Source organism: Mucilaginibacter sp. R-33 (assembly GCF_049949235.1).
In the GTDB taxonomy this organism is placed as follows: domain Bacteria; phylum Bacteroidota; class Bacteroidia; order Sphingobacteriales; family Sphingobacteriaceae; genus Mucilaginibacter.
Genome location: NZ_CP188089.1, coordinates 875640 through 888339, shown reverse-complemented (window position 1 = coordinate 888339; position 12700 = coordinate 875640). Strand labels below are relative to the sequence as shown.

Sequence of the window (12700 nt, the reverse complement as noted above, 5' to 3'; positions counted from 1 at the left end):
TGCTATGAACACACAGATCCTCCTATCGGCCCAAACACTGGATATCCAATCATGTATCGACTGGATCATGTCACATGAATCCGGGGGGATAGATGTGTTTATTGGTACCGTACGCAATGCAACCAAAGGAAAAAAAGTTTTAAGGCTCGATTTTGAAGCTTACGAGCCAATGGCCATCAGCGAGATGAACAAAATTGCTGCGCAGGCCTTTGAACGCTGGCCGGTACAAAAAATACTGATCCATCACCGTACCGGATTGCTGCAGGTTGGCGAGGTGCCGGTTGTTATTGCCGTTTCAGCAGCGCACCGTGACGCTGCCTTTGATGCCTGCAGGTACATCATCGACACACTTAAACAAACCGTCCCTATCTGGAAAAAAGAAAGCTTTGAGGATGGCGATGTCTGGGTGGCAGCACATCCTTAGGATTTGGGATATTGGATTTCGGAACTTGAAATTCGGATTTTTCAATTTTCAATGGGAGATTTTCCTCGTCGTTGTTGGTGTTGTCACCAACAACTCCCGCTCCGTAGCTGCCGCTTGTTGGAGTTTTCGTCATTATAAAAGCTTAGGATACAAAAAAGTTGTTGGTGACAACACCATATCCGTTAACCTAAGGGATTGAATATGTCGTAAACAATCTCAAAGGCTGCTTTTTTCCGTTTCTTAGGTTCAATGAGCATGTTTTTTATAATTGGGAAAATGAATATCTCGCACCACTGTTCAAAGCTCATGGAGCTTTTTACCACTTTTCTTAATGCATAATCAAACTGGCGTGCCTGCTTGAAAAACTTCCACATAGAGCAAGCGTATCCGGGCACTCCCTTTTGAATAGCTGCATCGATACATCGGAAGATCTTCCAGTTGAGTAATATCCATATGAATTTGGCGATCAACTGGCATTCCAATCTGTCTTTTTTAACTGCCTTGATCTGATGTATACCGAACAACGATTTCCATGTTTTGAATACTAATTCAATCTGCCATCGTAAGCGATACAATTGAATAATAGCTGCCGCGTTAAGGGATTCTTTCGTTGTATTGGTAATGAATACGCTGAATTTACAACGGGTCTTGTACTTATCAGTAAGTTTACTTTTCTGACTTTTTGCTTTTTGTTCAGCTTTTCTTATTCGTTCTGACCATACCGCCTCCGGTACAGGTAAAGCGATCAGGCGACAAGTGATGGCATCTTTACCTGTTCCAACAATAACCTCCGTATCAAAATGATTATTATTATTCTGCATCTTTTGGTACAGCTTTACCCAATCTATCTGCTTACCATTGCTGCACTGGACAAACTTTACCTGTGGGTGAGGTCTGTTCAGGAAAAATGCCTCTTCCTTAATTACTCTTGCAAGATATTCTAATGTTACAAACCCCAGGTCCCGGATATGCAATTCGTCTTTGCAGATCCGGTCTAATGTCTTTCCCGAATGACTTTGGTCATTTTCAGTTGCTTTTGTTAATTCAAGGTTCTCCCAGTTCCCGTGCTTCAAATCAAAAGAATACTGAATGTTCATAATAGAAGATACTCCAAAGTTTCCAAAGCCTGGATAATCTTCCGCGAATTGGTCGGGTAGCGTAAACTTAGAGGAATCAGCGATTAGCACACGTGAAAAAGGCTGCCAGCTGTTTAGCTGGCCATGATCCAGCTTTAAAGCCATTTGGGTTGACAAAACCGATTTCAGAAAGTCAAGCGTTCTTGTATTGAAGCGTTTGTGCAGTCCAACTTTACTTAAAGATTTCTGATGTTGCTGGGCCAGATCGTTACAGCAATCCTGCAGACTAAGCTGGCTATGGTCTAAATCACTAAACATCAACGTGTCGATAAACTCCGATGGTTTTAGCTTGGACTGCCTTTGTAGGAAACCACTTTTTCGAGCTAATTCAGAAAGTTTATCAGGGTCTATAACTGAGCGGATGCTGGTTTGTAGTTCGGATGCATAATCAGTAACAAATGTACTTTGATCGAAAATAAAAGGCGCTTTTCCCCTTAAAATGAATGATTATCGCGAAAAAAAACTTATTTTTATAAAAGAAAAGGCGGTAATTGCCTCGAAAACAAACCGCCTTTTTAATAAATATTAAACTATACAAATATGGGAAAATCTAAGTGGTTTTGCCCAATGGCGAAGCCCCGTCATTTATAACTCCTCAAAAAAACTTTTTTAAAATCCTTAGGTTAACGGCTATGGTGACAACACCAACAACGGCACAGATTTAAACGTTTCGATTTCAAATTAAAAAAATCCGAAATCGAAATTCCGATATCCGAAATCATTTAATCAGCCTTATACTCTTCTAACCCGCCTTCCAATGAAAACACATCGGCCTCGGGGATCATTTTGAGGATAAGTTTTACGGCTTCCTCGCTTCGTTTACCTGATGAGCAGTAAAGGACTTTGGTATTCGGGCTGGTAAAGTAGGCCAGGTACTCTTCTATTTCGTCCAGCGGGATATGCGTACCACCTATATCATAGGCTTCACGCTCCTGGATGGTACGCACGTCAATAAGTTCTACCGTATCATCTAAAAGGATCCGTTTTTTTAGTTCATCTGCATTGATGGTTGGAATAGTGATAGTTGTTTTTAACCTGCGGATATGTGTTTTTGTTACCGGGCCAATCTTAAAGATGCGGCTTTGCATGCTTTGTGCATCAAAGATCAGCACTCTCCCGGCCAGTAATTCACCGGTTTTGGTAATGTACTTGATTACTTCATTGGCCTGCATACAGCCAATGATTCCGGCCAGTGTAGGTACTACTCCGCCTTCAGTACAGTTAGGGATCTGGGTAGCATCCACTTCGGGGAACAAATCACGATAATTGGGCGAATTTGCCCCTTTGGGGTTGCTTACGTTCCAAATGGCAACCTGCCCTTCAAACTGATAAATGGCACCATAAACAAGCGGTTTAGCGGCCAAAACACAGGCATCATTAAGCAGGTAACGGGTTTCGAAATTATCGGTACCATCCAGCACAATGTCGTAATTGCTGATAACATCCATCACATTATCGGATGTTATTTTGATGGCATGAGAAACAAGCTTAATACCTGGATTTTGCGCTTGCAGGCGTGAACAAGCCACTTCAGCTTTATTTTCCCCCTCATCAGTAGGGTTATATAATACCTGGCGGTGCAGGTTACTTACCGATACCTGGTCGAAATCAGCAATTCCCAATGTGCCAATTCCGGTTGATGCCAGGTATTGTGCAGCCGGGCAGCCCAACCCTCCAGCCCCGACAACCAGCACGCGGGCTTGCTGCAATAATTGCTGGGCTTCCTCGCCAAAACCAGGCAGTGCTATCTGGCAGTTATATCGTTGTAAATCCTGATTCATTAGTAGCAACTATTGTATGGTGGATCATTGATTTTACTTTCTCCAATTCTTCAGGCGTATTCACATTGGTCAGTGCCTCCTGTTGTGGGGCGTTTAACAATGTAATATCACTATTGATCAAAACCTTGCGCGGGCATGAATACCCTTGCGCCAAAAACGATAGCAGTACAGGGTAGCTTTTAGGCTCCCATATAGCTATCAAAGGTTCAGGGAAATCGGTTACCGGACTGTGATAAGCCGTAGCCACCGACGAACTGTTTCGCCAGGCCACTAAATTGCGAAGGGTAGCTTCATCCATCAAAGGCAAATCGCAGGCTATGATCAGCCAGGCGGCATCCGGCTGCTCGCGAAAAGCGGAAAGAATAGCCCCATAAGGTCCTAAACCAGTAAATGTATCCTCAATAACGGGATAAACCGGGTCAATTTCCTGCTGCTGGCCGGGGCGACCGGAAATGTAAACCTCCCGACAAAAGGTTTTAAGCAGATCGGCCATATAATACCGTTGCTGCTTGCCATGCCATTTGGCCGTACCTTTATCAAAACCCATTCGGGTACTTTTGCCGCCGGCCAATACCAGTCCATTTAAAACAGGTTTGGCCTGTTTTAACGCGGCTTCAAAAAAGGCTACGATCTTTTCACGTTCATCTACTTTTAAAACGGGGATCTGCTGCCAGTGAGGGATAACCTCCTGTATAAAGCCCGGGATTTCGCTTGCATTATCGGCCAGCAGAAAAAGCTGAACATTATTGAGCTGACCTATCCTTTTTTGCAGCGACGCTTCTTTATTACTATCGATAATAACTACCTGTGCCTTAGCCTGCTGGTGATTTCCATTAACTATTACCAGGTCGGCAGACGAGAATTGCTGTTTGAGCTGATAAGGATATACCGGGTTTTGATAATTGAATTGCTGATAGTTTACCTGGTCGGTATATTCGAGCAAGGCGCCGCTCACCAATCTGCCGGGCAGCAAAGTAATATCATCGTTATGTGACATATCCACATAAGCACATTTATAAACCGGTGAAAGCGAACGGATCACATCATCGGCCAATAATTTGATCACGGTACAGGGGCCGCCCAGAATAGCCCACTCGTTACGGCCAAAGTTACCGGTTGAAGGCCTTGACAGCCTGGCGTGTTTTTTATGGGTGCCCGACGGCTGGTTATGATCTTTTAAAGTCACGTTTACCTCCTGTTTTTGAGATCAGTTTGGTTTCTTTTATCACTATATCATGGCTCATGGCCTTGCACATATCATAAATAGTAAGCGCCGCTATTGAAGCTCCTACCAGCGCTTCCATTTCTACGCCTGTTTTGGCGGTGATGCTTGCAGTACAATCAACAACAACCTCTTGTTGTTCGTTGATATGTATGGCTACATTGCAATTATCCAAACCCAGCGGATGGCAAAGCGGGATCAGTTCGCCGGTTTTTTTGGCGGCCATAATACCGGCAATGATAGCTGTTTGAAAAACAGGGCCCTTTTTAGTCTGCAATTCATTCCCTGCTAAAAGCTCAAATACTTGTGCAGGCAAAGCAACCACGCTGCGCGCGGTAGCAGTACGGTGTGTAACCTGCTTTTCAGTTACATCAACCATATTAGGATCGCCTTGTTTGTTTATGTGGGTTAACATTATGAACCTTGATTTACTTGATTATAGGATTTAAGAATATTTGCATGCATAACTTTTATTTGGTTTCTAATTGCCATCAAGGCAATCCTAAAATCCTACAAATCATGGTTAAACCTCCAAACCTTAAACACCTCTCCTGCTTTAAAATTATTCTTTTCAGGCGGAAGTTCTAAAAAAGCTTCGGTATCTGCTAAGTTAGCAAAATCGCCCGAACCATTTCCTTCAACGGGCATAGCTATTAACCGGCCTTGCTCATTACTTTGCAACTTTACCTGCAAATAATATTGCAATGCCGGCTGAAAAGTAAAGTCTTTGCTCAATACTGCATAAGTTGGCGGCTTTGTTGGCAAACCAAGTACAGCATTAAGCCACGGCAAAAAGTAACGGTGCAGGCACATAAATGTGGCTACCGGGTTACCCGGAAAAGCAAACACCAATGCACCGTTATTATGCCTGCCAAACCAAAAGGGTTTGCCGGGCCGCTGGGCTACTTTATGAAACAACTTTTCAACCTTTAATTCTTCAAGCGCCCGGGGGATATAATCAAACTTCCCCATCGAAACACCGCCGCTTAGCAGCAGTACATCATAGTATTGTAAACAGTATTGGATCTTTTCTTTAGTAACCGCGGGCTCATCGGGGATATGCAAAATATCAGCATCGGTACCATGCTGTTTTAAAACGGCCTTTACCATATAGCTGTTTGATTTGCGTATCTGGTACGGCAGCGGCGTTTCATGCACATCAACTAATTCATCGCCCGACGAAACTATTACCACCCTCGGCATTTTTTCAACAAGCAAGTGGGTTTTACCTACTGATGCCGCCACACTAATGATAGCAGGGCTTACCACCTGTCCTGCTGTTGATATAATATCATTTTGTTTTTTATCAAGGCCTTGCAAATGCAGGTTCTGCCCCTTTTTTATATCGCGGGTATGTATGCTCACCGACCCGGCAATGATCTCTACATCCTCATAACGGATCACTGTATCGGCCGAAGCGGGCAACACAGCACCGGTCATGATCTCGATGCATTCGTCGGCGCTGTCGATCTGAACCGGCTCGTCACCGGCTGCCTGGGTAGCTTTGATGCGGAAAATATTGATCCCGCTTTCAATAGCTTCATATCTTATAGCGATACCATCCATGGTTACCCGGTTAAAAGGGGGCAGGTCGCGGTCGGCCTTCAGGTCTTCGGCCAGGGCATAACCCAGAGCCTGTTCAAACGGGAGGTTTTGCGTGCCATAATCCCTAATTTGCGCAAGCACCAGTTTTTCAGCTTCTTCAACCGTTGTCATATAATATATGTAGTTTAAAACTATCCGCCAATAGTGGCCATTGACTCGTGGATGCCTGTTTTGGCTATCCGTGCCCGCTCGGCTTCCCAGCCATCTGCCGGCCGATGGCTAAAAGCGGTTAACAAGGCACTCTCTAATACTTCATCAGAAGCTTCCGCACGCATCAGATCTTTTAAATTGAGTACGCCATCATCATACAAACAGGTTTTTAGCCCGCCCTGAGGCGTTATGCGAATCCGGTTACAGCTACCGCAAAACGTACGCGAATAAGCTGCTATAATACCAACTGTACCTTTATGCCCTGGGATCTGATAATTGTATGAAGTAGAATAAGCCGGGTCATCCAGTTTCTTTATTTGCGGATATTTGCTTTTTATTTCATCTAAAATGCGAAGGTAATCCCAATGTAATCCATCGTACACATGACCATCGCCGTTAAAAGGCATTTCTTCTATAAACCTGACACTTACCGGCAACTCTTTTGCCAATTCAACCAGCGGGATAATATCCTGTATATTTTTGCCATCCATCACCACGGCATTGATCTTCACTTCCATATCATGGCTTAACATGGCATCTAAGGCTGCCATCACACTGGTAAATTCGTCGCGGCGGGTAATGGTAAAAAAGCGGTTGGCATCCAGCGTATCCAGGCTCAGGTTTATTGACCGTACACCTATCTTCTTCAATTCGGGCACATAAGGAGCCGTGAGTACGCCGTTAGTTGTAAGGCCCAGCTCTTTCAAGCCATCCAGCCTGGATATAGCTGTGAGCAAATGCATAATATCTTTACGTACAAAGGGCTCGCCTCCGGTAATACGGATTTTTTCGATACCCATTTTTACAAGCAAACTACAGCTGCGCAGCATTTCCTCATAGGTCATGAGCTCGGCACGTGAAAGCCAGTTCAAGCCATCCTCGGGCATACAGTAAAAACAACGCAGGTTGCACCTGTCTGTCACCGCGAGGCGCATATAGCTGATCTTCCGTCCATGATTATCTGTTAACAAAATATAGTTTTTTTATCCTGTAAAAATAATTAATTAACAGCCATTACACCTTTAAGTTTATGCATGGCAATTGTAAAAATAAGCATTACCCCGCTTGGAGATGTTTACGAAATGTATTTTTATTTCCTTTCTCATTGATATATCCAGTCGCAAATAAAATTGCGAAAGCGTACCCAAGGCATACTCCTTTCCTAATCCAACACATAAAGCGCAAAAAATCAAATTGTTATAAATGAACAGATCTAATTAAAACTTTCATTAAATTATTACCGTATTAAGGCAAGCATCCGCCCCAAAGAATTTATAAAAGGAAGCCCCCTGAGCCTAAACAACATAAAACGCAGGACCGGAAGCTACAAAATGGTAATGCATGATCATTACAACAATAGTCATATCAACATCTAATGTAATAGTTATAAAAAATGACAGGGATTATTATTCTGGCAGCAGGCGCATCAAATCGTTTTGGCTCCCCCAAGCAAAACCAAATTTACCAGGGTAAAACCCTTTTACAGCGGGCGATTCAAACCGCGCTTACCTGCCTGCATTGCGAAAAAGTTATTGTGGTGTTAGGAGCCAATGAACAATTAATCCGTCCCAATATAGATGAACAACTTGTAGGGGTCATTCACAATCCGCGTTGGGAAGAGGGAATGGGCTCGTCAATAAAAGTTGGTGTAGCCGAAATTTTGAGGCTTGAACCCCACATAACTTCAATTATCCTAATGCTTTGCGATCAGCCATTTGTTGATTCTTTCCTGATATCACAATTAATGGAAAAAAAGGAAGTTAATGACTGCGGTATTATTGCCTGCGGCTATCGTGACGTTTTGGGTGCGCCCGCTTTGTTCGATATAAAATATTTCCCCGAACTACTTGGCCTGCAAGGCACCGAAGGTGCAAAAAAAATCATCGAAGCACATGCCGACGACGTTTTTATACTCCCTTTTCCGCTGGGAGCTATTGACATTGACACCGCCGATGATTTAGAAAGGCTCAACCAGGTAGGATAAGATAATTAAGCCGAAGCAACCAGTTTATTTACGCTGCGATATACAAACTCGTTAAAAATATGCCTGCGGGCAAACCGGCCGGGCGAATCCGCATTGACCAGTTTGATATAAACCGCTTTGGGCACGCCAAAATATTCATACACATTACCATCAAGAAAAGTAACTTTCAGTACCTGTTGCTTATACTCAAAATCGGCAATGTTTGATAAGGTAGTGGTAGCTGTATAATCGGGCAAGGTTTGAGCACGGGTTTCGGGGGCAATGCTTACCAAAAAATGATAAGCTTCGATGATGGTTTTACTCTTCTCTTCTGCCTCTGTCCTGCTGTCGTCCTGAAACCTGTCGGGATGCCAGGTTTTCATCATGCTTTTATAAACCGAACGCAACTCGCTTAACTCTGCATTTTCGGTCACGTTCAGGAGTTTCCTGTAGTCGCCAATTTTTTTCATTGTTTATTTAATTCTTTTTTATTGTCGATGAAGGAATTACAGGCAAAAACGCGCTCAGCACCACCATGAAAATAACGGCGCAAAGGTACACTTTTTTAACGAGGAAAAACAGGAAGTTTTATTTATTAAACAATGATGATATGGAGTAAATATTAGCTAAAACTTTTATTAACATTCAACTTAATTCCCTACCCTGTTTGCAGCCTTAATTCAGCGGCGCAGATGAATAAAATATGGTGGCAGCTGTTTAAATTATAAACCGTATTTTTGCAGGCTATGAAGTTTCCCAAATTTGCCGATCTGATACTGTTTGAGAACGACGACCTTATTGTTGTAAACAAACCGCCTTTTGTAAGTTCACTTGATGAACGTGGCGAAGGCAGCAGCGAGATCAGCATGTTAAGGCTGGCTAAGGCTTATTGGGACGATGCGCAGATCTGCCATCGCCTTGATAAAGAAACATCCGGCGCGCTTATTTTTGCAAAAAATCCCGAAGCTTACCGATCGATTTCCATTCAGTTTGAAAAGCGTAAGGTTAAAAAAGTATATCATGCAGTTATTGACGGTACGCATATTTTCGATAACCTGCTTGTTGATTTGCCTATATTAAATGTTGGCAAGGGCAGTGTAACCATCAGCAGGCAGGAAGGCAAGCGTGCCGAAACCTGGTTTCAGTCATTAAAATATTATAAACATTATACTTTGGTTGAGTGCCGTCCGGTTACAGGCCGTATGCACCAGATCAGGATCCACCTGGCTACACAAAGGGCCTCCATAGCCGGCGATGAGATGTATAAGGGCGAGCCTGTTTTTCTCTCCAAATTAAAGCGCAAATATCATTTGGGTAAAGATCAGGAAGAGTTGCCTATCATGAAGCGCTTTGCCCTGCATGCTTATGAAGTAACATTTCGTATCAATCCCGAAACCGAAGTTACCATCCATGCTCCATATCCTAAAGACTTTGAAACGCTTTTGAAGCTGCTTGATAAATTTGACAGTTAAAATTAAATGGTACAAAGTATTTGAAATTATCATACGCCAACGTATTTTTATGCTCCATGCCGCGTAGCTTAAAAAAATTCCTCTACTGTATTTTGCTGGTAATATTTGGTGTAAGCTATTCAAAAGCTGATCCTTATATATATCTTCCTGAAGACAGTCTTGTTCATTTTTTAAAGATCCAGAACAGGGATCTTCAGGATAAAAAGCTGGTTAATTATATTAAGCTTCGCTTTCAGCAAGGGCCCGTAAATACGATCCCGCAGGGTAAAAATGAAGTTTATAAAGAGCTTGATAAATACGATGTGGGCGACAAGGAAGCTTTAAAATACTTTATTGAAAGCATTATTCAGAAACGCTTTTTAAAACTCCCCGAAGCTGAAAGTGCTATGGTTAAAGCCATTAACCAGGCATCAAAGAACAAAGCCGATTTTTTGCTTTATTCATTTATTAGCCATCTTGCTTTTATTCAGACAGATAAAGGCAACCCCATAGGCGCTATATACAGTTACGGCCTGGCTCAAAAACAAGCTTTAAAACTTAACGATCCGCTATTGCAGGTATTCTTGAATATCAATATATCCGATCTGTATTACAAACTCAACCTATATAGCCAATCATTATATTACCTTAACCAGGCATTCCATATCAAGGAAGAAAATAAGATAAAGGACGACAGATTTTACACGATAATAAGCTATAACAAAGCCGAGAACTTTTTCAGGATGAAAAATCTTGATTCGCTGCAGCGATGTCATGATGATTTAATGGGGCCAAACAACAAAAGTTATAAACTATTCAGCTACCAATATCGTACTGCCTATTATATATCGCTGTTAAAACATGATTATAACAAAGCTATAACACAAATCAAAAACCTTCAACGAGACAAGAAATATGTGCCAAACGATGTTGAGAAACAAAATCTGGCCGATGCTTTTTACCTTAACGGACAGCCGGATTCGGCAAGCTCTATAGCTAACCAGCTGCTTGCGCTCCCGTATTCTGATAATCACCCTGAAATAAAGCATCACCTTTATCAATTGCTTGGAAAAATAGCCCGAGACAGGGGCGATTACAAGCTGGCTGTCGAGAATTTTGACCTTGCATTGAAGCAATCAGAAGAAAGCCTGAATAATACCACACAGGTGGGCAATGTATCGGCGCAAATAAAAATTGATAAAATTGAAACCTCGTTTACCGATACTGCCGAAAAATACAGGCGCGAACGCCTTATTTTGATCCTCATCAGTATTACCACAGTTTTCATGTTTGCTGTTATTGCCCTGTTATACCGCAGCGCCAGGCAAAAACGGCACTATGAAAAATTATTATATGATACCAAAAAAAACGAGCTGGCTTTTATCAACTCGCATGAGGTGCGTAAACATCTTACCAATATATTAGGCCTTGTTGAGCTGATGAGCGAAAGCAAGGACAAAAAAGAGGAGTTTTTACAGGTTGAAAAGCATCTTTATGATTCGGCCACCAGGCTCGACGACGCTATTAAGAATATTTCAGAAAAATTAAGCGACTAAGTTCCTGCATCAATAATTTTATTTTAGCCTTACCGGAAGAGGCAAGTATATCTGCTTGTATTATACCTGCAGGGCTATCCCGTACACGCACATTTGCGTTATTGATAAAAAACACCCCTTATTCTTTTCCGAAAATATGAAATTGTTAAAAACACAGTTTTACAGATTCTTTTTTACAGGTTTACAGCTATAATCAACGTGTTATTGAAAAAAAATACAAAATTTCTTAACATTTGTAATGAATTTTGTAAAAATAATTTAAATTCGCCTTAATAATTATTGAGATTAATACAAAAACTATAATTAGAACCCCAACTTTACAAATTAATTAAAAAATGGCAACGAAACTCGAGTACATTTGGCTTGATGGCTACAAACCAACACAAAGCCTGCGCAGCAAAACAAAAATCGTTAAAGAATTTAGCGGAAAAGTAGAAGATTTAGATAACTGGAGCTTTGACGGTTCTTCAACTGAGCAGGCACCAGGTGGTTCATCAGATTGTATCTTAAAGCCAGTTTTTGTTGTTCCTGATCCACAAAGAAAAAGCGCTTACCTGGTAATGTGCGAAGTATTAAGCGCTGATGGCAAACCACACGAATCAAATGGTCGTGCTACTATTGCTGATGACGATAATGATTTCTGGTTCGGTTTTGAGCAGGAGTACTTCCTGTGGGATCCGTCAACCAGCAAACCGCTTGGTTTCCCGGCAGCAGGTTACCCAGCTCCGCAAGGCCCTTACTACTGTTCAGTAGGTGCTAAAAATGCTTTCGGCCGCGAAATTGTTGAAGAGCACTTAGACGCATGTTTAGAAGCAGGCTTAAACGTTGAAGGTATCAACGCTGAGGTTGCTGCCGGTCAGTGGGAGTTCCAGATTTTTGCTAAAGGTGCTAAAGAAGCCGGTGACCAGATCTGGGTTGCACGTTATTTATTGGAAAGAATTGGTGAAAAATACGGAGTTGCTATTAACTGGCATTGCAAACCGCTTGGTCAATTAGACTGGAACGGCTCTGGTATGCATGCTAACTTCTCAAATACTACTTTACGTACTGCAAATAGCAAAGAAATTTTCACAGCTATCTGCGAGTCTTTCCGCCCTGCAGTTGCTGAGTGTATCGCTGTTTACGGTGCTGATAACGATCAGCGTTTAACCGGCAAACACGAAACAGCTTCTATTCATGATTTTAGCTATGGTGTATCTGACCGTGGTGCATCTATCCGTATCCCTCTGTACGCTGTTGACCACAACTGGAGCGGTTACCTGGAAGATCGTCGTCCTAACTCAGCTGCCGATCCATACAAAGTTGCTGCAGTTATCATCAAAACTGTAAAATCAGCTAAGCTTTAATCCCCCTAATAAATAGTTATTATTTTTATCCCCCGGTTTATAACCGGGGGATTTTTTTTCTACAAT

The 12700-nt window shown here is 42.2% G+C and carries 12 protein-coding genes; 5 read left to right on the top strand and 7 right to left on the bottom strand.

The window, feature by feature from the left end; all coding sequences use genetic code 11:
- Positions 1-4: 4 nt before the first annotated feature.
- Entirely contained in the window at positions 5-424 is a 420-nt protein-coding gene (locus ACP26M_RS03885) for a molybdenum cofactor biosynthesis protein MoaE (protein ID WP_426586348.1), read from the top strand.
- A 182-nt stretch (positions 425-606) separates the two neighbouring features.
- Here ACP26M_RS03885 and ACP26M_RS03880 read toward each other — a convergent pair whose 3' ends face one another.
- The 6 genes from ACP26M_RS03880 to moaA all read right to left on the bottom strand — a co-directional run bounded on the left by ACP26M_RS03880 (position 607) and on the right by moaA (position 7289).
- Positions 607-1911 (bottom strand): IS4 family transposase, encoded by a 1305-nt coding sequence (locus tag ACP26M_RS03880; RefSeq protein ID WP_426589693.1) that lies wholly within the window; start codon positions 1909-1911, stop codon positions 607-609.
- A gap of 371 nt (positions 1912-2282) precedes the next feature.
- Positions 2283-3341: a ThiF family adenylyltransferase gene (locus tag ACP26M_RS03875; protein WP_426586346.1), complete on the bottom strand. Its 1059-nt coding sequence runs from the start codon at positions 3339-3341 to the stop codon at positions 2283-2285.
- Positions 3316-4527: an NTP transferase domain-containing protein gene (locus ACP26M_RS03870; protein ID WP_426586344.1), complete on the bottom strand. Its 1212-nt coding sequence runs from the start codon at positions 4525-4527 to the stop codon at positions 3316-3318. Before ACP26M_RS03870 ends, ACP26M_RS03875 begins: the two co-directional genes overlap by 26 nt.
- The gene (gene moaC, locus ACP26M_RS03865; protein ID WP_426586342.1) at positions 4508-4978 is read right to left on the bottom strand and encodes a cyclic pyranopterin monophosphate synthase MoaC; all 471 of its coding nucleotides are present in this window, start codon (positions 4976-4978) and stop codon (positions 4508-4510) included. Before moaC ends, ACP26M_RS03870 begins: the two co-directional genes overlap by 20 nt.
- A gap of 95 nt (positions 4979-5073) precedes the next feature.
- Entirely contained in the window at positions 5074-6279 is a 1206-nt protein-coding gene (locus ACP26M_RS03860; RefSeq protein ID WP_426586340.1) for a molybdopterin molybdotransferase MoeA, read from the bottom strand.
- A gap of 20 nt (positions 6280-6299) precedes the next feature.
- On the bottom strand, positions 6300-7289 hold the full coding sequence (gene moaA / locus ACP26M_RS03855) for a GTP 3',8-cyclase MoaA (RefSeq protein WP_426586338.1): 990 nt from the start codon (positions 7287-7289) through the stop codon (positions 6300-6302).
- 422 nt (positions 7290-7711) lie between these two features.
- Here moaA and ACP26M_RS03850 point away from each other — a divergent pair, with 422 nt between their 5' ends.
- On the top strand, positions 7712-8302 hold the full coding sequence (locus tag ACP26M_RS03850) for a nucleotidyltransferase family protein (RefSeq protein ID WP_426586336.1): 591 nt from the start codon (positions 7712-7714) through the stop codon (positions 8300-8302).
- Between the two features lie 5 nt (positions 8303-8307).
- Here the strand turns inward: ACP26M_RS03850 and ACP26M_RS03845 are convergent, their stop codons facing one another.
- Complete coding sequence (locus ACP26M_RS03845; RefSeq protein ID WP_426586334.1) at positions 8308-8751, bottom strand: KTSC domain-containing protein; 444 nt, start codon at positions 8749-8751, stop codon at positions 8308-8310.
- 276 nt (positions 8752-9027) lie between these two features.
- On the opposite strand from ACP26M_RS03845, the gene ACP26M_RS03840 reads away from it, so the two are divergent.
- From ACP26M_RS03840 to ACP26M_RS03830, 3 genes are all read left to right on the top strand, one after another.
- Entirely contained in the window at positions 9028-9753 is a 726-nt protein-coding gene (locus ACP26M_RS03840) for an RluA family pseudouridine synthase (RefSeq protein ID WP_426586332.1), read from the top strand.
- 20 nt (positions 9754-9773) lie between these two features.
- The gene (locus tag ACP26M_RS03835; protein ID WP_426586330.1) at positions 9774-11288 is read left to right on the top strand and encodes a hypothetical protein; all 1515 of its coding nucleotides are present in this window, start codon (positions 9774-9776) and stop codon (positions 11286-11288) included.
- A 335-nt stretch (positions 11289-11623) separates the two neighbouring features.
- Positions 11624-12634: a glutamine synthetase beta-grasp domain-containing protein gene (locus ACP26M_RS03830; RefSeq protein ID WP_091210736.1), complete on the top strand. Its 1011-nt coding sequence runs from the start codon at positions 11624-11626 to the stop codon at positions 12632-12634.
- The last annotated feature ends 66 nt before the right edge of the window (positions 12635-12700 follow it).